A 23,245-nucleotide genomic window follows, 5' to 3' on the forward strand; every position below is an offset into this window, starting at 1 on the left:
CGAGGGACGCAGTCATGGCCGATGACAAGACCAGGACCGACAACCGCGACCGTTCGCAAATGACCCGCGACGAGGACTATGAGGTCCGGCATTTCGCCGAGGAGGCGGGCATCACGCCGGAGCAGGCCCGGACACTCATCAAACGGCACGGCACCGATCGCAAGGTGCTGCATGAATTGGCCGAGAGCATCAAGGGATCGTAGGGCTGATCGGCGGCGACGCTGCTAGCTGCCCAGCGGATGCGGCATATAGCCGACAAAGCCCGCTATCTTCCAGCGGCCGCCGAGTTTCGTGCAGAAATAGAGGGTCTGCCATTTCAGTTTCTCGACGCTGCCGTCGGCCTTGGCGACCGAGCCGTTGAACTTCTTGTGCAGCACGGCCCGGTCGCCGTCGACATCGATGTCGCGCATGTTGGTGACGCGAAACAGCGCCTCGCGCAGCGGCTCGGCGAATTCTGTAGCCGCGGTCTCCTTGGCCTGGCGCAGCCATTCATCGCGATAGGCGGCAAGCGTCGGGAACTGCAGCCGCCAGGCGTCGGCATCACTGAGGAAATGCGCATGCATGCCGAAGAAGCTTTCGGCGACGAAATCATCCTCGACCATCGACCAGTCCTGGCCAAGGAACGCGTCGATGTCGCGCCGCACCAGCATCTCCCACAGCGCGTGCCGATCGGCGTCGCCGGCCGGAAATGGGTTCCTGTCGAAAGTCATTTTCTTTCTCCTGGCTGGAAACGCGTCTGCACGCACCGACTTGATTCACCAAGGCGATCGCAATCGGCGGCGCAAGATGCTGGGCCGCCTGCAGCAAAGCAACATGGGATTTCGAAAATGTTGCTTTCCAACCGGGCCTCTATGAGGATTGCGCTGATCGGCGTAGAGGGTCGGCAACGGCGCGACCAACTGCCATGTCTGAACAGGAGTTTTTTCTTGCCCAAGCAGTGTTTTGGAACATCCCATGTGCCGCTCTCGCCCGCCGTGCGCGCCGGCGATTTCGTCTATGTCTCAGGCCAGGTGCCGGTCGGCAGCGATGGCGTGGTCGTCACGGGCGGCATCACCGAACAGACCGAGCAAGTGCTTTCGAACATCAGGTCGGCACTGGCGCTGGCCGGCTGCACCATGGACGACGTCGTCAAGACCACGGTCTGGCTTGAGGATGCGCGCGATTTCGGCGCTTTCAACGCGGTCTATGCCCGGCATTTTCCGAAGGATCCGCCGGCCCGCACCACGGTCGAATCGCGGCTGATGATCGACATCAAGATCGAGGTCGAAGCCGTCGCCTACCGACCGGTCTGACCGGACAGTGCAACGCAACGGAGGCTGGCCGATGCAATTCGATCTCCTGGTAAAAGGCGGCCGCGTCATCGATCCGGCCTCCGGGCTCGACGCGCAGCGCGATCTTGCCATCGCCGATGGCAGGATAGCCGCGATCGACGCCGCCATCGATGCCGAGCACGCCAGACAAGTCATCGATGCCAGGGATTGCATCGTCATGCCCGGCCTGATCGATCTGCACAGCCATGTCTATTGGGGCGGCACCTCGCTCGGCGTCGACGCCGACCGCATTGCCGCCAAGAGCGGCACCACCACCTTCGTCGACGCCGGCAGCGCCGGCGCCGGCAACTTTCTGGGCTTTCGCCGCCACGTCATCGAGCGCTCCAAGGTCCGCATCCTCGCTTACGTCAACATCTCCTTTGCCGGCATATTCGGATTTTCGCAGACCGTCTCTGTCGGCGAATGCAGCGACCTGAGGCTCTGCGAGCCGCGAGAGGTCGTGGCGGCGGTGCGCGAGCACGCAGACGTGGTCGTCGGCGTCAAGGTGCGCTCCGGACGCCACGCCGGCGGCACAAGCGGCATCGCGCCGGTCGATCTCGCGCTCGAGGCCGCCGACAAATCGGGCATGCCGCTGATGGCGCATATCGACGAGCCGCCGCCCGCCCGCTCCGAAGTGCTGCCGCGCCTGCGCAAGGGCGACATCCTCACCCACTGCTTCCGGCCGTTCCCCAACGCGCCGGTCTTTGCCTCCGGCGCGGTGCGCCCCGACATGCGGCTGGCGCGCGAGCGCGGCGTCATCTTCGACATCGGCCACGGTATGGGTTCGTTCGACTTCGAGGTGGCGAGAGCCATGCTGAGGGACGGGCTGGCGCCAGATGTGATCAGCAGCGACGTGCATCTCTACTGCGTCGACGGCCCAGCCTTCGACATCCTGGTCTGCATGTCGAAATTGCTGGCGCTCGGCATGCCGCTGGTGGAGGTGCTGCGCGCCGCCACACAGGGGCCTGCCGACGCGATCGCAAGGCCCGACCTCGGCACGCTGAAGGTCGGCGGCGTCGGCGACGTCGCGGTACTCAGGCAGGTACCAGGGCGCTTCACCTTCGTCGACGCCGTCGGCGCCTCGTTGGTCGCCGATCAGCGGCTGGTCTCGGATGGCATCGCCATCGGCGGTGTCTGGTGGCCGAACGAGGCAGCCGGCGATATCAGCGAGACCGAACGTTTCGAAGCACACGCCCACCACACCCATGTCGAGGTTGCGGCCCGGCATTTCGGGCATCGGTGATGAGCCAATCTCCCCCACGAGGGGGGAGATCGCAAATCTTCAGCGCCCCGGCGCCCCATAGACCGGCGTTGCAATCCCCTCCATCCGCGCCTTGATCTGCAGCGCCACATATTTCGAATAAAAGCGCGACAGCGCCAGATTGCCCCCGTGGAACCACAGTGCGTCCTGCGCCGTCGGTTTCCACATGTTGCGCAGTTCGCCCTGCCACGGGCCGGGATCGCCCTTCACACCCGAACCCAGCCCCCAGCACGGGCCGACGTTGTCGGCAACCTCGCGCGAGACGATCGCCGCCACGTTCTCGTTCATCGACTGGTAGCCGGTGCAGGAGATGATCGCGTCGGCGGCAAGCTCGGTGCCGTCTTCGAAGAGAATGCCGCTCGGCGTCAGCGACTTGATTCCGACACCGCTGCGCACGCCGATCTCGCCATTGATGATCAGCTCGCAGGCGCCGACATCGATGTAGAAGCCCGAACCGGTGCGATAGGCCTTCATCAGAAGCCCGGTCTCGTCCTCGCCGAAATCGATGGCGAAGCCCGTGGCTCGCAAGCGGTCGTAGAACGCAGCATCACGCGCCCTGATGACATCGTAGAGCGCCCGCTGGCCTTTCGGCACCAATGCGAATGGGGTCGAGGCGACGATCATATCGGCCTTGTCGGTGGAGATGCCGCGCGCCAGCGCCTTCTCGGAGAAAATCTCGAACCCGACGTCCATCAGCGTGTCGGATTTGACCACCGTCGTCGGCGAACGCTGGACCATGGTCACCTCGGCACCGCTCTCCCAGAGGTCGACGCTGACATCGTGCCCCGAACTTGCCGCGCCGATGACCGCAACCTTCTTGCCGCGGAATTTCTCTCCGCTGGAGTACTGGCTGGAATGCAGCAATTCGCCCTTGAAGGTTTCGGCGCCCGGCAGCGCGATCTGCCGGGGCGGACCGTAGGCGCCGGTGGCGAAGACGATATGCTTTGGCTTCAGCGTGATGCGCTGCCCGACACGATCGACCACGACCGTCCAGACCTTCTCGGCCTCGTCATAGCTGGCGCTGACGCATTTCGTGGCAACCCAGTAATTGAGCTCCATGACCCGCGTGTACATCTCCAGCCAGTCGCCCATCTTGTCCTTGGGCGTGAACACCGGCCAGTTTTCCGGAAACGGAATGTAGGGCAGATGATCGTACCAGACCGGATCGTGCAGCACGAGCGAGCGGTAGCGGTTGCGCCAGGAATCGCCGGGCCGCGCGTTCTTCTCGATGATGAGGGAGGGCACGCCAAGCTGCCTCAGCCGGGCGCCTAGCATGATGCCGCCCTGGCCGCCGCCGATGACCAGGCAATAGGGCTGCTCGCGTACGCCTACGTCACGCGCCTCGCGCGCCCGCGCCTCCGCCCAGGTCTCGCGATCAGGATCGGCCTTGTGTCGGATGCCGAGCGGCCGCGCCGGACCCTTCTGCTCCTCGAAGCCCTTCAATTCGCTCATCGCGGTAAACAGCGTCCGGCAGCGGCCGTCCTGCAGGCGTAGAATGCCCTCGCCGCGTGCCACGGCTGTTTCGAAGGTGAACCAGGCCTCGACAAGGCCCTCGTCCGCGCTCGCTTCGCCGGACAGGTGCCAGTGAGACGGCTTCGCGGTCGCCAGCGTCGCCTCCAGCATCTCGCGGATAGCCGCCTGGCCTTCCATGGTCTTGATGTTCCAGGTGAAGGTCAGCAGATCACGCCAGTAGCAATCCTCGACGAAGAGGTTGGTCACGGCGTCGACATCGCCCGCTTCGAGTGCCCTGCCAAAGGAGCCGAGCCAGGTGGCAGCCTGTTGCGATGGTGCAATGTCGAGCATCTGTCTTCCTTCGTCTGTTCCCGATGCGCCGACAGAATGCTCGGTCGCCGCTTCGTCGCAAAATAGGATAGTTCGAGGCGATCTGTCACGCTGCAGCTCCGATCACTTCATGGCTGACAGACACGATCGAACGGCTATCCAAGCGACGACGTCGCGAAACGGAGCGCAGCGCCTTCGAAGCCAGCCCTGAACTCAGGGCGCGCAAAAACCTTTATAGGATTCCTATTTCTTTCCTCCCCGCCCCGTCTCGAACCTTTATGGCGATCGGGTCCATATTCCATCGCGAGCTGAAGCTCCGGACGTCGTCGCCAATCAAGGTACGCGTGCCGTTCCCCGTGGATTTCGACGTTGCCGGCTGCAATCACAAGCACAAGGCGCAAGCAAGGAAAATACAATGGATATCATCGTTCTCGGGATAGGGGTTTTGTTCTTCGCCATGTCCTTCGCCTACATCAAAGCCTGCGACATTCTCTGAGCGAAGGACAGTAAAATGCTTCTCGACTATATCCTCGGCGGTGGTGTGACCTTGTTCCTCCTCGCCTACCTGACATACGCCCTCGTTCGCCCAGAACGCTTCTGATCGCTGCTGGCGCCAGGCACGGAAAGCCAATCTCATGACTCTCAACGGATGGATACAGATCCTCGTCTATTGCGGGATCGTCGTTTTGCTGGTGAAGCCGCTCGGCGGTTACATGCACCGCGTTTTCAGCGGCGAGCGCACGCTTCTCTCGCCTGTCCTCGGCCCCATCGAGCGTGGCCTCTACCGCATCTCGGGAACCAGCGAGAACGAGGAACAGCACTGGACCACCTATGCGGCCGGCATCATGTTCTTCAGCCTGGCCAGTTTCCTCTTGCTCTATGTCCTGCAGCGCGCACAAGGGGTCCTGCCCTACAATCCGGCCGGCATGACCGCTGTCGAACCCGGGCTCGCCTTCAACACCGCCGTCAGCTTCCCGACCAACACCAACTGGCAGAACTATGGTGGTGAAAGCACGATGTCCTATCTCGTGCAGATGGCCGGCTTCACCGTGCAGAACTTCATGTCGGCTGCGGTCGGCATTGCCATTGCGGTGGCGCTGATCCGCGGCTTCGCCCGCGCCTCGGTGAAATCGATCGGCAATTTCTGGGTCGATATGACCCGCTGCACCCTCTACATCCTCTTGCCGCTCTGCATCGTGCTGACCCTCGTCTATGTCTGGCTCGGCATGCCACAGACGCTCGGCCCCTATGTCGATGCCACCACGCTCGAGGGCGCGAAGCAGACAATCGCACTCGGCCCGGTCGCCTCGCAGGTCGCCATCAAGATGCTCGGCACCAATGGCGGCGGCTTCTTCAACGCCAACGCCGCCCATCCGTTCGAAAACCCCGACGCAATCTCCAACCTGATCCAGATGGTGACGATCTTTGCCCTTGGAGCGGCACTCACCAACGTCTTCGGCCGCATGGTCGGCAACCAGCGCCAGGGCTGGGCGATCCTGGCCGCGATGGGCGTGCTGTTCGTCGCCGGCGTCGCCGTCTGCTACTGGGCCGAAGCATCAGGCAATCCGCTCGTCCATGCGCTGGGCATCGACGGCGGCAACATGGAAGGCAAAGAAACCCGCTTCGGCATCGCACTATCGGCGCTGTTCGCCGTCATCACCACGGCTGCGTCCTGCGGCGCGGTGAACGCCATGCACGACAGCTTCACCGCCATCGGCGGCCTGATCCCGATCGTCAACATGCAGCTCGGCGAGGTCATCGTCGGCGGCGTCGGCGCAGGCTTCTACGGCATCCTGATGTTCATCGTCGTCGCGGTCTTCGTTGCCGGACTGATGGTCGGGCGCACGCCCGAATATCTCGGCAAGAAGATCGAGGCCAAGGAGGTCAAGATGGCGATGCTCGCCATCCTGTGCCTGCCGCTGGCGATGCTGATCTTCACGGCCATCGCGGTCGTGCTGCCCACCGGCGTCTCCTCTATGGCCAATGGCGGCCCGCATGGCTTCTCCGAGGTGCTCTATGCGTACACTTCGGCGGCGGCCAACAACGGCTCGGCCTTTGGCGGCCTCACCGGCAACACGCCCTGGTACAACATCACGCTCGGCATCGGCATGCTGATGGGCCGCTTCCTCGTCATCATCCCGGCGCTCGCCATCGCCGGCTCGCTGGTGGCGAAGAAGTCGGTCCCGGCCTCGGCCGGCACCTTCCCGACCGACGGTCCGCTGTTCGTCGGCCTGCTGGTCGGCGTCATCCTGATCGTCGTCGGCCTCACCTTCTTCCCGGCGCTGGCGATCGGACCGATCGTCGAGCATCTGGCGATGATCCATGGTCAGACATTCTGAGAACGTCATGTCCTGGTTCAACATCAAGCGTCGCAAGGCTCGGCCCCGGGCCGACAATGAGGGGGAGGCAACTCCCCCTGCCTTCCCGACCTTGTCCACCTTCTTCGGCATTGCGGCAGTCATGATCGTCATCTGGTTGCTGGTCTACGGGCCGCCGCATCTTCCTTCGGCATCCGATCGATCGGTGCCTGCCAACAACATCGATACTGGAGCCACCAAATGAGCCAGTCCAAATCCGCGAGCATCATGGATGCTCGCATCCTCTGGCCCGCAATAGGCGGGGCCTTCAAGAAACTGAACCCGCGTACCTTGGTCAAGAACCCGGTGATGTTCGTCGTCGCCATCGTGTCGCTGCTCACGTCGGTCCTCTTCCTCAGGGACCTGGTGACCGGCGGCGGCGATTTCGGATTCACGCTGCAGATCATCATCTGGCTGTGGTTCACCGTGCTGTTCGCCAACTTCGCCGAAGCCGTCGCCGAGGGCCGCGGCAAGGCGCAGGCCGACTCGCTGCGCAAGGCGCGCACCGAGACCCAGGCCAAGCTTTTGAACGGCGAGGGTCGCAGCAAGTTCAAGCTGGTGCCCGGCACCAGCCTGAAGGTCGGTGACATCGTGCTGGTCGAGGCCGGCGACATCATCCCGTCCGACGGCGAGGTGGTCGAAGGCGTCGCCTCCGTCAACGAGGCCGCGATCACTGGTGAATCCGCACCGGTCATCCGCGAATCCGGCGGCGACCGTTCGGCTGTCACCGGCGGAACACAGGTGCTGTCCGACTGGATCCGCGTGCGCATCACCGCTGCATCGGGCCACACCTTCCTCGACCGCATGATCTCGCTGGTCGAGGGTGCCGCGCGCCAGAAGACGCCCAACGAGATCGCACTCAACATCCTGCTCGTCGGCATGACGCTGATCTTCGTGCTGGCTACGGCGACCATCCCGAGCTTCGCCTCCTATTCGGGCGGCTACATCTCGGTGACCGTTCTCGTCGCGCTGTTCGTGACCCTGATCCCGACCACAATCGGCGCGCTGCTGTCGGCCATCGGCATCGCCGGCATGGATCGCCTGGTGCGCTTCAATGTGCTCGCCATGTCGGGCCGTGCCGTCGAGGCGGCGGGCGACGTCGACACGCTGCTGCTCGACAAGACCGGCACCATCACGCTCGGCAACCGCCAGGCCACCGAGTTCCGCCCAGTCAAGGGCGTCACCGAGCAGGAGCTGGCCGATGCGGCACAGCTCGCCTCGCTTGCCGACGAAACGCCGGAAGGCCGTTCGATCGTCGTGCTGGCCAAGGAGAAATACGCCATCCGTGCCCGCGACATGGCGACATTGCATGCCAGTTTCGTGCCTTTCACCGCGCAGACCCGCATGAGCGGTGTCGATATCGACGGCTCGTCGATCCGCAAGGGCGCGGTCGATTCCGTACTCGCCCACGTCGGTCAGTCGACGCTCGCCAGCAGCGGCACGCGGCCCGGCAGCGACGCCGTCCGCGACCTGCAGGCGATCGCCGACGAGATCGCCAAATCCGGCGGCACGCCGCTGGCGGTCGAGCGCGACGGCCGCCTGCTCGGCGTCGTCCACCTCAAGGACATCGTCAAGGGCGGCATCAGGGAGCGCTTTGCCGAACTGCGCAAGATGGGCATTCGCACCGTTATGATCACCGGCGACAATCCGATGACGGCGGCGGCGATCGCGGCGGAAGCCGGCGTCGACGACTTCCTTGCCCAGGCGACGCCCGAGGACAAGCTGAAGCTGATCCGCGACGAACAGGCCAAGGGCAAGCTGGTCGCCATGTGCGGTGACGGCACCAACGACGCACCGGCGCTCGCCCAGGCCGATGTCGGCGTCGCCATGAACACCGGCACGGTCGCCGCGCGCGAAGCCGGCAACATGGTCGACCTCGACAGCGACCCGACCAAGCTGATCGAGATCGTCGAGATCGGCAAGGCGCTGCTGATGACGCGTGGTTCGCTGACGACCTTCTCGATCGCCAACGACGTTGCCAAGTACTTCGCCATCATCCCGGCAATGTTCGCCGTCTTCTACATCGCACCGGGGCAGACCACCGGGCCGCTGCAGGCGCTCAACATCATGCATCTGGCAACGCCGCAAAGCGCCATCCTGTCGGCCATCATCTTCAACGCGCTGATCATCATCGCGCTGATCCCGCTGTCGCTGAAGGGCGTCAAATACCGCGCCATCGGCGCCGGCGCGCTGCTCAGCCGCAACCTTCTCGTCTACGGCCTCGGCGGCATCATCGTTCCGTTCGTCGGCATCAAGGCGATCGACATGATCATCACCGCCATCGGCCTTGCCTAAGGAACCACGTCCATGCTCACGCAAATCAGACCCGCGATCATCATGATCGTTTTCTTCACCGTGCTGACCGGCCTCATCTATCCGATCGGCGTGACCGGCATTGCCCAGGCGCTGTTTCCGCGTCAGGCCAATGGCAGCCTGATCGAGAAGGACGGCAAGGTCGTCGGTTCCGAACTGATCGGCCAGGCCTTCGCCAGCGACCACTATTTCCACGGCCGCCCGTCGGCCGCCGGCGATGGCTACAACGCCACCGCCTCCAGCGGCTCGAATCTCGGCCCGACCAACCAGAAGCTGATCGACCGCATCAAGGGCGACGCCGAGAAGCTGAAGGCGGAGAACCCGAGCCAGCCGGTTCCGATGGATCTGGTGACGACCTCCGGCAGCGGCCTCGACCCGCATATCAGCCCGGAAGCGGCCTACTTCCAGGTTCCCAGGGTGGCCAAGGCCAGGGGCGTCGATGAAGCGAAGATCAAGGCGCTTGTCGACAGCCATGTCGAGGCCCGCGAGCTCGGCTTCATGGGCGAGCCCGTGGTCAACGTGCTGGCCCTCAACCTGGCGCTGGACGCGTCCACGAAGCAGTGAATGGCACCGGCCGGGGTCGACAGCCTCCCCGGCGCCGTCCATATCTAGAGTAATTCAAGGAAAAGTGCGCAGCGGTTTTCCGTCCGGAATTGCGTGAAAACAAAGAGATAGAGCGGTCCAGCGTTTCCGTGAACGTTGAACTGCTCTGGGATCAAATGCCAGAGGACAGAAGCAACGATACCAGACCCTCTCCGGACGCGCTGCTCGAGCATGCGGAGCGGGAGGAGCGCGGCCGCCTGAGGATATTCCTCGGCGCCGCACCCGGCGTCGGCAAGACCTACGAGATGTTGATGGCGGGCCGCGCCAGGCTGGCCGACGGCATGGATGTGGTGATCGGCGTCGTCGAGACGCACGGCCGCAAGGAAACCCTGGCGCTGGTGACAGGCTACGAGGTCATCCCGCGCCAGAAGGTCGACTACAAGGGGCGCATGCTGGACGAGATGGACATCGATGCCATCCTTGCCCGCCGCCCCAAGCTGGTTCTCGTCGACGAACTCGCCCACACCAATGCACCGCGCAGCCGCCACCCCAAGCGCTATCTCGACGTGCAGGAAATCCTGGCGAACGGCATAGACGTCTACACGACGCTCAACATCCAGCATGTCGAGAGCCTGAACGATGTCGTGGCGCAGATCACCCATGTCAGGGTGCGCGAGACGGTCCCCGACTCCATCATCGACCAGGCCGACGACATCGAGATCATCGACCTCACCCCCGACGACCTGATCCAGCGGCTGAAGGAAGGCAAGGTCTATTTCCCCAACACCGCCCAGCGCGCCATCGAGAATTATTTCTCGCCGGGCAATCTGACGGCGCTCAGGGAACTTGCGCTGCGGCGCACAGCCCAGCGCGTCGACGAGCAGCTGCTCAACCACATGCAGGCGCATGCCATTCCGGGACCGTGGGCGGCTGGCGAAAGGGTGCTCGTCTGCGTCGACGCGCGTCCCGGCGGGGCGGCCCGCGTCCGCTATGCGCGCAGGTTGGCCGACCGGCTCCGCGCCCCCTGGACGGCGCTTCATGTCGACACGCCACGCTCGGCCGCCATGTCCGAGGAGGACAAGGATCGGCTGGCGACGCTGCTGCGCCTTGCCGAGCAGCTCGGCGCCGAGGTGACGACCATTCCGGGCCAGAACATCGCGCAGGACATCGTCCGCCACGCGACGGCGAACAATTTCACCCATATCGTGATCGGCAGGCCGACCCGATCGCGCTGGCGCGAACTGATCGAAGGCTCGCTCACTTACGATCTCATCCGCAATGCCGGCGACATCAGCGTCCATGTCATTTCGGGAACCGAGCGGGGCAGCGAAGCGACGTCGAGGAACGTCAGGGCGGCGACCGAGCAGAGGCCGTTCGAGGTTTGGCCCTATCTGTTTGCCACGGCCTATGTCGCGGGCTCGCTCGCCTTCAGCGCGGTTCTCGACCAGTTTCTCGACGTCCGCAATCTCGCGATCATTTTTCTCATAGCGGTGCTGACATCGGCGGTGACCGGCGGATTCTGGCCGGCGCTGTACGCCTGTTTCGTCAGCGCCCTTGCCTTCAACTTCTTTTTCCTGGAGCCGCGCTACACGCTGACGATCAGGGACCCGGAAAGCATTGTTGCGCTTGCCGTCTTCCTCGTTGTCGCCGTCATCGCCAGCAATTTGACGGCGCGCGTGCAGCGCCAGGCGGTCGCCGCCCGTTCCCGCGCACGGGCCACGGAAGACATCTATCTCTTTTCAAAGAAGCTCGCCGGCGCCGGCACGCTCGACGACGTCCTGTGGGCCACCGCCTTCCAGATCGCCTCGATGCTGAAGCTGCGGGTCGTGCTGCTTCTGCCCGAGAACGGCACGATCACCGTCAAGGCCGGCTATCCGCCCGACGACACGCTGGCCGAGGCCGACATCGCGGCCGCCCGTTGGGCCTGGGAGCACGACCGCGCCGCCGGGCGCGGCGCCGACACGCTGCCCGGCGCAAAACGCCTTTATCTTCCCCTGCGCACTGGGCGCACGGCTGTCGGCGTCGTCGGCCTCGACAATGACAAGCAGGGGCCGCTGCTGACGCCCGAGCAGCAGCGCCTGCTCGATGCGCTCGCCGACCAGGCGGCGGTCGCCATCGAGCGCATCCAGCTTGTTGCCGACGTCGACCGCGCCAAGCTCGCGGCCGAGGCCGACCGTTTGCGCTCGGCGCTGCTGACGTCCATCTCGCATGACCTGAAAACGCCACTCGCCGCCATCATGGGCGCTGCCGGCACGCTGAGGGAATTCGCGCCGGCGCTGCCCGAGAAAGACCGGGCCGAACTGCTGTCGACCGTGCTCGATGAATCGGAGCGGCTGAACCGCTTCATCGCCAATCTGCTCGACATGACCAAGATCGAATCCGGCGCGATGGAGCCGAACTTCGCCTTCCACTTTGTCGGCGACATCGTCGGTTCGGCCTTGCGGCGGGCGCGCAAGATCACCGAGGAGCACAAGACCGAGATCGACATCCCGTCCGATCTGCCGATGCTGCGGCTCGACCCCGTCCTGTTCGAGCAGGCGCTGTTCAATCTCCTCGACAACGCCGCGAAATATGCGCCGCCCGGCTCGACCATCCGGCTGCAGGGCTGGGTCGACAATGGCTTTGTCATCCTGCAGATCATGGACGAGGGTCTGGGCATTCCACCTGCCGATCTGGAGCGGATTTTCGATACCTTCTACCGGGTGCGCAAGCGCGACCAGGTGCGCGCCGGCACCGGCCTTGGCCTGTCGATTTGCCGTGGTTTCATCGAAGGGATGGGCGGCACGATCACGGCGGCAAACCGGACCGATCGCCCAGGCGCGATCTTCACCATTCGCATGCCGGTGCCGACGGAGCTGCCGGACGTGAACGAGCCCAAAGCGGACGACCAGACTGTCGGTGATGTAGCATGACGCATCAGAACGTCACCATATTGGTCGTCGACGACGAACCGCCGATCCGCAAACTGCTGCGCGTCGGCCTCGGCAGCCAGGGCTATGCGGTCTCGGAGGCGCCGAACGCGAAGGCGGCGATAGAGCTTGTGGAGACGGAGAAGCCGGACCTGATCCTGCTCGATCTCGGCCTGCCCGGCATGAGCGGCCACGAACTGCTTGGCAAATGGCGTGACGATGGCCTCGACATTCCCGTGGTCATCCTGTCCAGCCGTACCGACGAGGCAGGCATCGTCCAGGCGCTCGAGCTCGGCGCCGACGACTATGTCACCAAGCCGTTCGGCATGAACGAGCTGGTCGCGCGCATCCGCGTGGCATTGCGCCACAAGTTCCAGCAGCAGGGCGAGAAACCGGTGTTCCACACCGGCGATCTCATGGTCGACCTGGTCAAGCGCATCGTCAAGGTGGAAGGCAAGGAGGTAAAACTCTCGCCCAAGGAATACGACATATTGCGCATCCTTGTGCAGCATGCCGGCAAGGTGCTGACCCACCATTTCCTGCTGAAGCAGGTCTGGGGCGATTCCACCGACGTACAATATCTCAGGGTCTATGTTCGCCAGCTCAGGCAGAAGATCGAGAAGACGCCGGACCAGCCGCGCTACATCACCACCGAGACCGGCGTGGGATACCGCTTGCGCGAGGTCGACTGAGCAGGCGCGCCTGCTCAGCGTTTCGTAGAAATCGCTCAGTCGGCCGACAGCTCCGCCGTCCTGGCCAGCGCGCCGCCGAAGCCGTTGAGCGAGATGACCATGGCACCGCCGGTCAAATGCCCTATATAAATGGCAGGTTTTCACGCGGGAGCGGATCGATGCCGCAGCTTCGTTTATCGACGGTTTTCATGTCGGCCATGCTGGCGACAGCGATGCTACCGGTTGCAGCCCCGTATGCCTTGGCGCAAGCCGTTACTCCAACAAATCGTAATATTCTGATCCAGCAGAACGACTTGCAGGCCTTGCAGAACAGGCTGCAGCGGCAGCAATTCCAGCAACAGCAGCAGCAATATCGCGCCCAGGATCGTCAAATCGTGCCGCAGCCTCGACCGCAGGTGCCGGTCGTCAAGCCGCCTTGTCAGGTGCTGGGCAACGCAATTCTGACGGGTTGCCGCTGACAAGCCGGCATTTTCGATTTATTTAGCCGACTTATCTGCCGGAAATGTCACATTGCATCGAGGGCGGGTTTGGGGTTTGCACGACGGCAGCTCTCTCGCGCAACGGAGATGCTGTCTCGACCGGTTTTTGAGCAAATGGCGACGATCAAGAAGAAAGCGGTACGCAAGGCAAAGAACGGTGAACGGATCCGCCAGGTCGCGGCCATTCCCTTTCGGCTGGGCGCGGATGGCGATATCGAGGTGATGCTGGTGACGTCGCGCACGACCAGGCGCTTCATCGTGCCCAAGGGCTGGCCGATGAAGGGCAAGAGCGGGCGCAAGGCAGCCACGATCGAGGCACAGGAAGAAGCCGGCGTTCTCGGCAAGACATTGAAAGACCCGGCCGGCACCTATTCCTACTGGAAAAGGCTGGAGAACGGCTTCATCCGTGTCGACGTCATTGTCTACCTGCTGGAGGCGACTGAGGAACTGGCGAACTGGCAGGAGGCCGAAAGCCGGCAGCGGGCATGGCTGGCGCCGGAAGACGCGGCGCTGCTCATCGACGAGCCGGATCTGTCGACGCTGCTCAGGGATTTGAAGTTCTCTCAGCCTGAGTCCGCCGGCGGACTCTGAGGCGACGCCTCAGTTGCTTTCCTCGTCGCGCCCGGGAAATGGCCGCACAGGCATCCCGGTATAGGCCCACAGCCATTCGCGCGGCAGCGGCCCCTTGTTGCGGTCGCTCTGCTGCGATTGCTCCCACGCATGCGCCAATATGCCGACCGAGCGCGACAGGACGAACAGGCCGCGCGTCAGCGCCGGCGGGAAACCGAGCTCGCCATAGATCACGGCGGTAGCGCCATCGATGTTGAGCGGGATGGTTTTGCCCTTGCGCTGTGCAAGCTCGGCCTCGATCGCCTCGGCGATGTCGGCGAAGCGCCCGCCGATGATCCCGCGCGCGGCAAAATCACGCGTCACCTCAATGAGGCGCGGCGCGCGCGGATCGACCGGATGGAAGCGATGGCCGAAGCCCGGCACATAGCCCTCTTCCTCGGCGAAGAAACGGTCGAGCCGTGCCGCCACGGCATCGGCAAGCGCCGTGCCTTGATCCAGTGCCGCGGCAATATCGCCATAGAAGGAAAGCGCCTGTTCGCCGGCGCCGCCATGCACGTCGCCCAGCACATTGATGGCCGAGGCCATGGCGCTGTTGATACCGACGCCGCAGGTTGCCGCCATGCGGGCAATAGCGATCGAAGGCGCCTGCGGGCCGTGGTCGACGGCGGCGCCCAGCGCAATGCCGAGCAGCGTCGCCTGCTCCTCGTCTGGCAGTTCGCCACGCAGCATCAGCCAGATCATCGCCGGAAAGCTGATGCGGCCGATCAGGTCCTGGATCTCATAGCCGCGCAGCCGGATCACGCCTGGCCGCATCTCGATGATATCGGTCTGCCACCACTCCTCGCCACGCTCGCGGCCGGTCTTTTTCTCCGGACCGCTCATGCCCGCGCCCTTGTCTTGGCTCGCGGCGGCAGGTCGGCGAAAATCTCGTCCATGTGCTCGCCCAGCACCGGTGGCGCCCTGGTCGGCAAGGGGGCCGCGCCGTCGACCATGAACCCGCCGCGCACGACGGTCAGCGGCTTGTCCATGCCGGGCAGGCCGTCGAAGCGCGTGGTCATGTCGCGCTCTGTCACCTGCGCTTCGCCAAGCACCTGCGGGATTGTCAGCACCCGTCCTGCCGGCACGCCGGCGCGGTTCAGCTTCTCTTCCCATTCGGCCGCCGAGGCGCCCGCCAGGGCCTCCTCGATCAATCCCTTCAGCGCAGCGCGGTTCTGCTTGCGCGTTTCGCGCTCGGCAAAGCGTGGATCCGACGCCAGCTCCGGCAGCCCGATCAACTGGCAAAGCGTGACGAACTGCTCCTGCTTGTTGGCGGCGATGTTGAGCAGGCCGTCCCCGGTGCGAAACGCCCCGGAGGGGGCGGCCGTCATATTCTCATTGCCCATCGGCTGCGGCTCGACATCAGCCGTCAGATAGTTGGACACCGGCCAGCCGAGTGCCGAGAGCGTGCATTCGAGCATCGACACATCGAGGAAGGCCCCCTCGCCGGACAGTTTCTGCTTCACCAGCGCGGCGGCGATCGCAAACGCCCCGACTAACCCACCCAGCGTATCGGCGACCGGGTAGCCGACGCGCAGCGGCGCCGTCTCCGGCGTGCCGGTGATGCTCATGATGCCGGAGAGACCCTGGATGATCTGGTCATAGGCCGGATTGTCGCGCATCGGCCCGGTCTGGCCAAACCCCGATATCGCGCAATAGACGAGGCCGGGGCGGACCTCTTTCAACCTCTCATAGCCGAGGCCCAGCCGATCCATGACGCCAGGCCTAAAATTCTCGACCAGCGCGTCGGCGGAGGCGACCAGATCGAGGAAACGCTCGCGATCGGCGTCTTTCTTGAGATCGAGCACCACCGATCGTTTGCCGGCGTTCTGCGCCAGGAACGAGGCGCCCATGCCGGCCTGGTTGAGCGCGGGCGAAGCACCGAGCTGGCGTGCCAGGTCGCCGCCCCGCGGCGCCTCCACCTTGATCACGTCGGCGCCGAGCAGTGCCAGCTGGTAGGCGCAGTACGGGCCGGCCAGCACATTGGTCAGGTCGAGCACGCGGATGCCGGAAAGCAGGTCGGTCATGATGCTCCAGACAGGTCAGGCATCGCCAGGCACATGCTCCGGCCCGCGCCGCCGGCGATGCTCGATAAAGGCCCAAATATGCGGCCCCGCCAGGCCGATGAAGGCCAGCGTCAGCAGCGTCAGCGACAGCTTGTGCGTGTAGAACACCGACCAGTCGCCGTTCGAGATGGTCATCGCCCGACGGAACTGCGTCTCGGCGAGTGGCCCGAGGATCATGCCGATGATCACAGGCGCGGTCGGGAAATCGAAGCGCCGCATCAGGAAACCGGCGGCACCCAGCAGATAGAGGATGACGAGGTCGATCGGCGACTGCGAGATGCCGTAGGTGCCAACGGTGGCGAAGACCAAGATGCCGGCATAAAGCTGCGGTGCCGGGATCTTCAACAGCCGCACCCAGAGCCCGATCAGCGGCAAATTGAGGATAACCAGGATGACGTTGGCGATGAACAGGCTGGCGATCAGGCCCCAGACGAGGTTGGCCTGCGTCGTCAAAAGCAGCGGCCCTGGATTGATGCCGTAGCTTTGGAAGGCCGACAGCATGATCGCCGCCGTTGCCGAGGTCGGCAGGCCGAGCGTAAGCATCGGCACCAGCACGCCGGCGGCCGAGGCATTGTTGGCGGCTTCCGGACCGGCAACGCCTTCGATAGCGCCGACCGTGCCGAACTCCTCCTTGTGTTTCGACAGCTTCTTCTCGATGGCGTAGGACAGGAAGGTCGGGATTTCGGCGCCGCCGGCCGGCATGGCGCCGATCGGAAAGCCGATCGCCGCACCGCGCAGCCACGCCTTCCACGAGCGTCCCCATTCGGCCGCGGTCATGTAGAGCGAGCCTTTCAGCGGCACGATCTCGTCCTTGCCGGCGTAGCGGCGCGAGGCCATGTAGAGCGTCTCGCCGACCGCGAACAGGCCGACCGCGACGATGATGACGTCGACACCGTCGAGCAGTTCGCCCATGCCGAAGGTGAAGCGCGGCTGGCCCGTCTGCAGGTCGACGCCGATCATGCCGATGACGAAGCCGGCGAACAGGCTGGTGAGCCCCCGCACCGACGACGAGCCGAGCACCGCCGAAACCGTGATGAAGGCCAGTACCATCAGCGAGAAATACTCGGCCGGGCCGAAGGCCAGCGCGAACTTGACCACGATTGGCGCCAGGAAGGCGACGCCCAGCGTGCCGATAGTGCCGGCAACGAACGAGCCGATCGCCGACGTCGCCAATGCCGCGCCGCCGCGGCCGGAACGGGCCATGCGGTTGCCTTCGAGCGCGGTGACGATGGTGGCGCTTTCGCCCGGCGTGTTGAGCAGGATCGACGTCGTCGAGCCGCCATACATGGCGCCGTAGTAGATACCGGCGAACAGGATGAAGGAGGCTTCCGGCGCCACCTGGTAGGTGATCGGCAAAAGCAAAGCGATGGTCAGCGCGGGCCCGAGGCCGGGCAGCACGCCGATCGCCGTTCCCAATGTCGTGCCGAGCAGGCACCACATGAGGTTGACTGGCGTGAAAGCGACCGAAAATCCATGTGCGAGCTGATTGAGGGTTTCCATCGCTTCAGCCCCTCGCCATGCCGATGATCGCGTTGATGACCGCGTTCAGCTGGTTCTCGATGAAGCCGGCGCCGATGTTGACACCAAGCGCCCTGGCGAAACCGAAATAGGCAGCAAGCGCCAGGATCAGTCCAAGCAGCGCATCGCGCAACGGATGCTTGCTGCCGAACCCGTAGCAGATGAGAACGAACATGATCACCGAGGCGGCGGTGAAGCCCAGCGGATGGATCAGCAGCAGGTTGGCGACCAGCCCAGCGGCCACGAAGCCCATCGCCTTCCAGTCGGTCGGCGTTTCCTTTTCCTCCTCCGGCTGCCAACCGCCCCTCAGCGCGGCGACGATGAGGAGCAGGGAAAGCACCAACATCCCTGTCATGGTAAGATAGGGAAAGACGGTCGGGCCGACTTTGGAGTAAAGCGGCGATACCGGGATCGCCAACGTCTGCCAGGCCACGGCCGCGGCGCAGGCGAGAAGCCCGATGCCGATCAACAATTCAGGCATTGCAAGGTGCCGCGGCGGCGCCTGCTGGTCGCTGGTGCTCATGAATGTCCTCCCAAGATGGCCAGCCTCCCACGGCCGGCCCTGACCGCAGTCTCACCCGCGATGGATCGCATGTCCATGCGGTTGCGGAGCCTCCAAAAAGGGGGCGGCGCGGCCGCCCCCTTCGGAAGCATCAGGCGAGGCCGAGATCCTTGAGGATCGCAGCGATACGGGCAGTGTCCTCGGTGAGGAACTTGGCGTAGTCGTCGCCGGTCAGCAGGATCTGCGTCCAGTTGCGGTTCTTGCACTCCATTGCCCAGGCATCGCTCTTGGCCATGGTCTCGATCAGGGTGACCATGGCGGCCTTGTCGGCGTCGGAGACACCGGGCGGTGCAAAGACGCCGCGCCAGTTGAACAGTTCGACGTCGATGCCGGCCTCCTTCAGCGTCGGCGCGTCGATGCCATCCTGGCGCTTGTCGGCCGAGATCGCGAGCAGTCGCAGCGCGCCCGCCTTGACCTGTTCGGCGAACTCGCCATAGCCGGAAATGCCGGCCGCGACCTGGTTGCCGAGCAGTGCCGAAAGTGCCTCGCCACCACCGGCGAACGGCACGTAGGAGAGGTTGGTCGCCGGCACGCCGGCCGTCTTGGCGATCAGGCCGAAGAGGATATGGTCCGAGCCACCGGCGGAACCGCCGGCCACTGGCACCTTGGTCGGATCCGCCTTCAGCGCGGCGACGAAATCGGCGGCCGTCTTGAACGGCGAGGCGGCCGGCACCACCAGCGCTTCGAATTCGCCGGTGAGGCGCGCGATCGGCGTCACCTCGGTGAGGTTGTTGGCCGACTTGTTGGCGATGATGGCACCGACCATGACCATGCCGGCCACCATCAGTGAATTGCCCTTGCCGTTCCACTGGTTGACGAACTGCGGCAGGCCGACCGTACCGCCGGCGCCGCCGACATTGGTGATCTGCGAGCCGGAAATCAGTTTTTCAGAACGCAGCACCTGATCAATGGTGCGCGCCGTCTGGTCCCAGCCACCACCGGGCGCCGCCGGCACGAAGATCTGGATCTGCGGTGCGTCCTGTGCGAAAGCGGGTGTGAAGTGCAGTGCGGCGAAACCGGCGGCGCCTGCCGCGGCGGTGCTCGTTAGGAATTTGCGTCTGTTCAGCATGGGATTCCTCCAAATCGCGACACCTCCTCCGGTGCCTGCCAGAAACGTGGCCTGAATTCAGACCGCGATCAAGTTCAAGCAGATGTTACCGCGTTCTGTCAACAGGAACAGCATTCTACTAGACAGAATGCATGGCATCCGGCATAGTTTGCCCGGTTGGGGTCTTCGTCCGAACCGGGAACCGAAACGAAATCGTCAAGCCGATGAATGACATACGGTCCAGATCCGCACCAGCGGACGGCGTTGCCGCGCTCGATCGCGCCATCGCCATTCTCGACGCCTTCGCCTCGGTTGACAAGTCGCTCAGCCTGGCCGAAATCGCCGCCCGCACCGGTCTCTACAAGAGCACGATCCTAAGGTTGGCGGGCTCGCTGCTGCGCGGCCAGTTGCTGGAGCGTCTCGACGATGGCCGTTACCGTGTCGGCCCAGCCACCTTCCGGCTCGGTGCGATCTACCAGCGTTCGGTGGCGGCGGTCGACATCCTGCTGCCGATCATGCGCGACCTGGCCGAGCAGAGCTGGGAAAGCGTCGCCTTCTACGTCCGCTCGGGCGATGTCCGCACGTGCCTCTACCGCGTCGAGTCCAAGCATCCGATCCGCTACACCATCAGGGAAGGCGATGTGCTGCCGCTGCTGCTGGGTTCGGGAGGTCGCGTGCTAGCGGCGTTCTCCGGTGAACAGGGCGAACCCTACGAAACCATCCGCGCAACCTATCATCATCTGTCGGTGGGCGACCGCGACCCCGAGACGGCCGGCGTATCCGCACCGGTGTTCGGTCCGGGGCGCACCCTGCTTGGCGCGCTGACGCTGGCCGGCCCGAGCACGCGTGTCGATGCGGCCTTCCTGCAGCGCATGACGCCATCCCTGCTGGAGGCGGCAGCCCGCGCCACGCGCGCTTTCGGGGAAGATGCCTCGATGCTCGAACACGCCCGATCGAAAGCCGATCCCCACTCGTAAAGCACCGGCGTGTCCACGGGTTCTCGTCCTTGCCTGCTCTTCCGCATCGCAGACGCGGACAGTGAAAGAGGATACGGAACCAATCGAATGCAATGAAACTTGTCAGAAAGTCGTATGCATAAGGCGGCGTAATCTGTTTCTGCAGCAGTACGCGGCACTCAAGGCAAAATATTCGAAGAGTTTATCGGCTGTTAAGGCCAGTATGCTAGTCGAACTTCAGTCGCGGACTGCAGCGCGGCATGGGGGAGTACGCGACACTTGGCCGGCATGCTGATCAGCCGGCAGGGCAAATTCACGGGGGCCATGGCTATTCCCATGGAAGCTTGATGAGGCTGTCACCGGCAGATACCAGCCCCCGTCTGCTCGGGCTGGTCTGGCCGTTCGTCCTCGTGGTTCTCGTCCAGGCGCTGCTGGCCAGCGGCAGCCTCTACAGTCTGTCGGCGGTACGCGCCTATGTCGGCGGCGAGAGCCACTGGTCGAAGGGACAGAAGCAGGCCATCTATTTTCTCAGCCTCTATGCCGACACCGGCAGGCAGGACTTCTTCGATGAATACCGCGGCGCCATAGCGGTCCCGCTCGCCGATCATTCGGCGCGGCTTGCCCTCGAGCAGCCCGAACCCGACATCGGCGCGGCGCGCGCCGGCTTCCTGCACGGCAGAAATCACCCCGACGACGTGCCGGGCATGATCTGGCTGTTCCAGAACTTTCGTGATGTGAGCTACCTCGACATCGCCATCCAGCACTGGACCGCCGCCGACGGCATGATCCTCGCGCTCGACCGCCTCGGCACCGCGATACACCAGAAGTATGAAGAGGGTCCGCCGACGGCGGCGCAGATCGCCGTCTGGAAGGCGGAGATTCACAGCCTCAACCATCAGATCGGACCGCTGTCAAAGTCCTTCTCCGAAAGCCTCGGCGAGGGATCCCGCTTCATCAAGATGGCATTGACACTGGCGAACCTTGCCACCGCCGCCTTGCTCATCCTGCTTGCCGTGTGGCGCACCCGCAAACTCCTGGCGCAGCGACAGGCTTTCGAGATCGCCCTCAACGCCGAGCGCGAGCGCGCTCAGATCACGCTGGCCTCGATTGGCCAGGCTGTCATCAGCACGGGAGCTGATGGACGGCTGGATTACATGAACGCAGTCGCGGAGCGTCTGCTGGAACGCCCGTTCAGCGAGGCAAGAGGCCAGCCGATCGCGTCGCTGTTCAAGCTGGTCGACAGGGACAGCGGCATCGAGGAGCACCGACTGATGGAACGCCTGCTGGCAGGCGAGCCACTGCACTCCAATGAACGGCCGCAATTGTTGCGACGCGCCGATGGCTCCGTCGTTCCTGTCGCGCTGACAGGCGCGCCGCTGCTGGTTTCCGGCCAGGTCGTCGGCGCGGTGCTGGCCTTCCACGATATGACGCGCGAACAGGATTACATCGAGCGCCTGTCATGGCAGGCATCGCATGACGGGCTGACTGGGCTCACCAACCGGCGCACATTCGAAAGCAGCCTGCAAAAAACGATCGCGGACTTGCACTACCGGCCGCGCCAGCATGCCTTGATGTTCCTGGACCTCGACCAGTTCAAGCTCGTCAACGACACCTGTGGTCATGCGGCGGGCGATCAGTTGTTGCGGCAGGTTTCCATGCTGCTCGGCAACGAGCTGCGGCCCGACGACATACTGGCTCGCCTGGGCGGCGACGAATTTGGCGTCCTGCTCTTCGATTGCGGTCCGGATCTCGCGTCCGAGATCGCCGAACGGCTGCGCGCGACCGTTCAGGACCTGCATTTTGCCTGGAGCGGCAGGCCTTTCAACATGAGCGTCAGCATCGGCATGGTCGAGATCACCGATGCCGAAATCACGCTCAAGGATACCCTGCAGGCAGCCGATGTCGCCTGCTATATCGCCAAGGAGAAAGGCCGCAACCGCGTGCAGCTGCACAGCGACAGCGACACGGCCTTGCGCGAACGTTTCAGCGAAATGGCCTGGGTCCAGCGCCTGCATGCGGCGCTGGAAGAAAACCGCTTCAAGCTTCACGTCCAGGAGATCTGGCCGCTCAACGCCGCCGCGGCCGAGGCCGGTGCTCATGTCGAAATATTGCTGCGGCTGACCGACGAGGATGGCCTCATCGTTTCGCCGGCCAGCTTCATTCCGGCAGCCGAGCGCTACGGCCTGATGCCGTCGATCGACCGTTGGGTCGTGCGCAACACTTTCAGCGTCCTGGCTGTCCGCCTTGCCAACCCTCAGGCCGCTCCCATCGCCACCTGCGCGATCAATCTATCGGGAGCAAGTTTCGGCGACGACACGTTCCTCGGCTTCCTGCGTGAACAATTCGATGTCCATGGCATTCCGCCCGGCATGATCTGCCTGGAGATCACGGAGACCAGCGCGATTGCCGACCTCACCAACGCCATGCGTTTCATTGCCGACTTGCGCAAACTGGGTTGCCGCTTCGCCCTCGACGACTTTGGCTCCGGCATGTCGTCCTTCGCCTATCTCAAGCACTTGCCCGTCGATTATCTGAAAATCGATGGCAGCTTCGTCAAGGACATGCTGGAGGATCGGATCGACCGCGCCATGGTCGAGATGATCCATCATATCGGCAAGGTGATGGGCAAGCGCACCATTGCCGAGTTCGTCGAAAACGACAGCATCGTCGAGGCGCTGAAGGCGATCGGCGTCGATTACGCCCAGGGCTATGCGATTGCCCGGCCGCAACCTTTCGACGCTTCGACGCCCCTGCTGAAACCTGGCACGGCACCGGGCACCGACGACGACCCGTGGAGCGACCTTACGCGCAAGTTGCGCAAGGCCGGATGACGGGCCGCTGCG

Annotated in this window: 21 protein-coding genes; 13 read left to right on the top strand and 8 right to left on the bottom strand. The window is 64.1% G+C overall.

Going from position 1 to position 23,245, the window contains the following annotated elements:
- The first annotated feature begins 14 nt into the window (after positions 1 to 14).
- Positions 15 to 203, top strand: a complete 189-nt coding sequence (locus ACSQ3Z_RS22560; protein ID WP_436173469.1) for a DUF3606 domain-containing protein — start codon at positions 15 to 17, stop codon at positions 201 to 203.
- A gap of 21 nt (positions 204 to 224) precedes the next feature.
- On the opposite strand, the gene ACSQ3Z_RS22565 is transcribed toward ACSQ3Z_RS22560, so the two are convergent.
- Positions 225 to 710 (bottom strand): hypothetical protein, encoded by a 486-nt coding sequence (locus ACSQ3Z_RS22565; protein WP_436173470.1) that lies wholly within the window; start codon positions 708 to 710, stop codon positions 225 to 227.
- A 216-nt stretch (positions 711 to 926) separates the two neighbouring features.
- On the opposite strand from ACSQ3Z_RS22565, the gene ACSQ3Z_RS22570 reads away from it, so the two are divergent.
- The gene (locus tag ACSQ3Z_RS22570; RefSeq protein WP_436173471.1) at positions 927 to 1,292 is read left to right on the top strand and encodes a RidA family protein; all 366 of its coding nucleotides are present in this window, start codon (positions 927 to 929) and stop codon (positions 1,290 to 1,292) included.
- A gap of 31 nt (positions 1,293 to 1,323) precedes the next feature.
- Entirely contained in the window at positions 1,324 to 2,553 is a 1,230-nt protein-coding gene (locus tag ACSQ3Z_RS22575; RefSeq protein ID WP_436173472.1) for an amidohydrolase/deacetylase family metallohydrolase, read from the top strand.
- A 39-nt stretch (positions 2,554 to 2,592) separates the two neighbouring features.
- On the opposite strand, the gene ACSQ3Z_RS22580 is transcribed toward ACSQ3Z_RS22575, so the two are convergent.
- Together ACSQ3Z_RS22580 and ACSQ3Z_RS22585 are read right to left on the bottom strand one after the other, a co-directional pair.
- Entirely contained in the window at positions 2,593 to 4,374 is a 1,782-nt protein-coding gene (locus tag ACSQ3Z_RS22580; protein WP_436173473.1) for an NAD(P)/FAD-dependent oxidoreductase, read from the bottom strand.
- 361 nt (positions 4,375 to 4,735) lie between these two features.
- Entirely contained in the window at positions 4,736 to 4,990 is a 255-nt protein-coding gene (locus tag ACSQ3Z_RS22585; protein WP_436173474.1) for a hypothetical protein, read from the bottom strand.
- Here ACSQ3Z_RS22585 and kdpA point away from each other — a divergent pair.
- The 8 genes from kdpA (at position 4,989) to ACSQ3Z_RS22625 (ending at position 14,237) form a co-directional block, all read left to right on the top strand.
- The gene (gene kdpA / locus ACSQ3Z_RS22590; RefSeq protein WP_436173475.1) at positions 4,989 to 6,692 is read left to right on the top strand and encodes a potassium-transporting ATPase subunit KdpA; all 1,704 of its coding nucleotides are present in this window, start codon (positions 4,989 to 4,991) and stop codon (positions 6,690 to 6,692) included. The two genes, ACSQ3Z_RS22585 and kdpA, sit on opposite strands and share 2 nt — an antisense overlap.
- On the top strand, positions 6,676 to 6,915 hold the full coding sequence (locus ACSQ3Z_RS22595; RefSeq protein WP_436173476.1) for a hypothetical protein: 240 nt from the start codon (positions 6,676 to 6,678) through the stop codon (positions 6,913 to 6,915). The genes kdpA and ACSQ3Z_RS22595 overlap by 17 nt, the downstream gene beginning before the upstream one ends.
- On the top strand, positions 6,912 to 9,005 hold the full coding sequence (gene kdpB / locus ACSQ3Z_RS22600; RefSeq protein ID WP_436173477.1) for a potassium-transporting ATPase subunit KdpB: 2,094 nt from the start codon (positions 6,912 to 6,914) through the stop codon (positions 9,003 to 9,005). The genes ACSQ3Z_RS22595 and kdpB overlap by 4 nt, the downstream gene beginning before the upstream one ends.
- A 12-nt stretch (positions 9,006 to 9,017) precedes the next feature.
- Entirely contained in the window at positions 9,018 to 9,587 is a 570-nt protein-coding gene (gene kdpC / locus ACSQ3Z_RS22605) for a potassium-transporting ATPase subunit KdpC (protein WP_436173478.1), read from the top strand.
- Positions 9,588 to 9,742: 155 nt separating this feature from the next.
- Complete coding sequence (locus ACSQ3Z_RS22610) at positions 9,743 to 12,478, top strand: DUF4118 domain-containing protein (RefSeq protein ID WP_436173479.1); 2,736 nt, start codon at positions 9,743 to 9,745, stop codon at positions 12,476 to 12,478.
- Positions 12,475 to 13,167 carry a response regulator transcription factor gene (locus ACSQ3Z_RS22615; RefSeq protein WP_436173480.1) on the top strand — a complete coding sequence of 231 codons (693 nt, stop codon included), beginning with the start codon at positions 12,475 to 12,477 and terminating at the stop codon, positions 13,165 to 13,167. The genes ACSQ3Z_RS22610 and ACSQ3Z_RS22615 overlap by 4 nt, the downstream gene beginning before the upstream one ends.
- A gap of 158 nt (positions 13,168 to 13,325) precedes the next feature.
- Complete coding sequence (locus tag ACSQ3Z_RS22620) at positions 13,326 to 13,625, top strand: hypothetical protein (RefSeq protein WP_436173481.1); 300 nt, start codon at positions 13,326 to 13,328, stop codon at positions 13,623 to 13,625.
- Between the two features lie 135 nt (positions 13,626 to 13,760).
- Positions 13,761 to 14,237, top strand: a complete 477-nt coding sequence (locus ACSQ3Z_RS22625) for an NUDIX hydrolase (protein WP_436173482.1) — start codon at positions 13,761 to 13,763, stop codon at positions 14,235 to 14,237.
- Between the two features lie 9 nt (positions 14,238 to 14,246).
- On the opposite strand, the gene ACSQ3Z_RS22630 is transcribed toward ACSQ3Z_RS22625, so the two are convergent.
- The 5 genes from ACSQ3Z_RS22630 to ACSQ3Z_RS22650 all read right to left on the bottom strand — a co-directional run bounded on the left by ACSQ3Z_RS22630 (position 14,247) and on the right by ACSQ3Z_RS22650 (position 19,467).
- Positions 14,247 to 15,098: a citryl-CoA lyase gene (locus ACSQ3Z_RS22630; protein ID WP_436173483.1), complete on the bottom strand. Its 852-nt coding sequence runs from the start codon at positions 15,096 to 15,098 to the stop codon at positions 14,247 to 14,249.
- On the bottom strand, positions 15,095 to 16,279 hold the full coding sequence (locus ACSQ3Z_RS22635) for a CaiB/BaiF CoA transferase family protein (RefSeq protein WP_436173484.1): 1,185 nt from the start codon (positions 16,277 to 16,279) through the stop codon (positions 15,095 to 15,097). The genes ACSQ3Z_RS22630 and ACSQ3Z_RS22635 overlap by 4 nt, the downstream gene beginning before the upstream one ends.
- A 15-nt stretch (positions 16,280 to 16,294) precedes the next feature.
- On the bottom strand, positions 16,295 to 17,818 hold the full coding sequence (locus tag ACSQ3Z_RS22640) for a tripartite tricarboxylate transporter permease (RefSeq protein WP_436173485.1): 1,524 nt from the start codon (positions 17,816 to 17,818) through the stop codon (positions 16,295 to 16,297).
- Positions 17,819 to 17,822: 4 nt separating this feature from the next.
- Positions 17,823 to 18,359 (bottom strand): tripartite tricarboxylate transporter TctB family protein, encoded by a 537-nt coding sequence (locus tag ACSQ3Z_RS22645; RefSeq protein ID WP_436173486.1) that lies wholly within the window; start codon positions 18,357 to 18,359, stop codon positions 17,823 to 17,825.
- 130 nt (positions 18,360 to 18,489) lie between these two features.
- The gene (locus ACSQ3Z_RS22650; protein ID WP_436173487.1) at positions 18,490 to 19,467 is read right to left on the bottom strand and encodes a Bug family tripartite tricarboxylate transporter substrate binding protein; all 978 of its coding nucleotides are present in this window, start codon (positions 19,465 to 19,467) and stop codon (positions 18,490 to 18,492) included.
- Between the two features lie 203 nt (positions 19,468 to 19,670).
- Between ACSQ3Z_RS22650 and ACSQ3Z_RS22655 the strand changes: the two genes are divergently transcribed.
- Both ACSQ3Z_RS22655 and ACSQ3Z_RS22660 read left to right on the top strand, forming a co-directional pair.
- The gene (locus ACSQ3Z_RS22655; RefSeq protein ID WP_436173488.1) at positions 19,671 to 20,423 is read left to right on the top strand and encodes an IclR family transcriptional regulator; all 753 of its coding nucleotides are present in this window, start codon (positions 19,671 to 19,673) and stop codon (positions 20,421 to 20,423) included.
- Between the two features lie 326 nt (positions 20,424 to 20,749).
- Positions 20,750 to 23,233: an EAL domain-containing protein gene (locus tag ACSQ3Z_RS22660; protein ID WP_436173489.1), complete on the top strand. Its 2,484-nt coding sequence runs from the start codon at positions 20,750 to 20,752 to the stop codon at positions 23,231 to 23,233.
- The last annotated feature ends 12 nt before the right edge of the window (positions 23,234 to 23,245 follow it).

The organism is Mesorhizobium sp. LjNodule214, from assembly GCF_964252735.1.
GTDB lineage: Bacteria > Pseudomonadota > Alphaproteobacteria > Rhizobiales > Rhizobiaceae > Mesorhizobium.

What these genes read in the sequence shown, in the direction of transcription:
- ACSQ3Z_RS22560 (WP_436173469.1), top strand. Translation starts at nt 15, where the DNA reads ATGGCCGATGACAAGACCAGGACCGACAACCGCGACCGTTCGCAAATG.
- ACSQ3Z_RS22565 (WP_436173470.1), bottom strand. Translation starts at nt 710, where the DNA reads ATGACTTTCGACAGGAACCCATTTCCGGCCGGCGACGCCGATCGGCAC.
- ACSQ3Z_RS22575 (WP_436173472.1), top strand. Translation starts at nt 1,324, where the DNA reads ATGCAATTCGATCTCCTGGTAAAAGGCGGCCGCGTCATCGATCCGGCC.
- ACSQ3Z_RS22580 (WP_436173473.1), bottom strand. Translation starts at nt 4,374, where the DNA reads ATGCTCGACATTGCACCATCGCAACAGGCTGCCACCTGGCTCGGCTCC.
- kdpA (WP_436173475.1), top strand. Translation starts at nt 4,989, where the DNA reads ATGACTCTCAACGGATGGATACAGATCCTCGTCTATTGCGGGATCGTC.
- ACSQ3Z_RS22585 (WP_436173474.1), bottom strand. Translation starts at nt 4,990, where the DNA reads ATGAGATTGGCTTTCCGTGCCTGGCGCCAGCAGCGATCAGAAGCGTTC.
- ACSQ3Z_RS22595 (WP_436173476.1), top strand. Translation starts at nt 6,676, where the DNA reads ATGGTCAGACATTCTGAGAACGTCATGTCCTGGTTCAACATCAAGCGT.
- kdpB (WP_436173477.1), top strand. Translation starts at nt 6,912, where the DNA reads ATGAGCCAGTCCAAATCCGCGAGCATCATGGATGCTCGCATCCTCTGG.
- kdpC (WP_436173478.1), top strand. Translation starts at nt 9,018, where the DNA reads ATGCTCACGCAAATCAGACCCGCGATCATCATGATCGTTTTCTTCACC.
- ACSQ3Z_RS22610 (WP_436173479.1), top strand. Translation starts at nt 9,743, where the DNA reads ATGCCAGAGGACAGAAGCAACGATACCAGACCCTCTCCGGACGCGCTG.
- ACSQ3Z_RS22615 (WP_436173480.1), top strand. Translation starts at nt 12,475, where the DNA reads ATGACGCATCAGAACGTCACCATATTGGTCGTCGACGACGAACCGCCG.
- ACSQ3Z_RS22620 (WP_436173481.1), top strand. Translation starts at nt 13,326, where the DNA reads ATGCCGCAGCTTCGTTTATCGACGGTTTTCATGTCGGCCATGCTGGCG.
- ACSQ3Z_RS22625 (WP_436173482.1), top strand. Translation starts at nt 13,761, where the DNA reads ATGGCGACGATCAAGAAGAAAGCGGTACGCAAGGCAAAGAACGGTGAA.
- ACSQ3Z_RS22630 (WP_436173483.1), bottom strand. Translation starts at nt 15,098, where the DNA reads ATGAGCGGTCCGGAGAAAAAGACCGGCCGCGAGCGTGGCGAGGAGTGG.
- ACSQ3Z_RS22635 (WP_436173484.1), bottom strand. Translation starts at nt 16,279, where the DNA reads ATGACCGACCTGCTTTCCGGCATCCGCGTGCTCGACCTGACCAATGTG.
- ACSQ3Z_RS22640 (WP_436173485.1), bottom strand. Translation starts at nt 17,818, where the DNA reads ATGGAAACCCTCAATCAGCTCGCACATGGATTTTCGGTCGCTTTCACG.
- ACSQ3Z_RS22645 (WP_436173486.1), bottom strand. Translation starts at nt 18,359, where the DNA reads ATGAGCACCAGCGACCAGCAGGCGCCGCCGCGGCACCTTGCAATGCCT.
- ACSQ3Z_RS22650 (WP_436173487.1), bottom strand. Translation starts at nt 19,467, where the DNA reads ATGCTGAACAGACGCAAATTCCTAACGAGCACCGCCGCGGCAGGCGCC.
- ACSQ3Z_RS22655 (WP_436173488.1), top strand. Translation starts at nt 19,671, where the DNA reads ATGAATGACATACGGTCCAGATCCGCACCAGCGGACGGCGTTGCCGCG.
- ACSQ3Z_RS22660 (WP_436173489.1), top strand. Translation starts at nt 20,750, where the DNA reads ATGAGGCTGTCACCGGCAGATACCAGCCCCCGTCTGCTCGGGCTGGTC.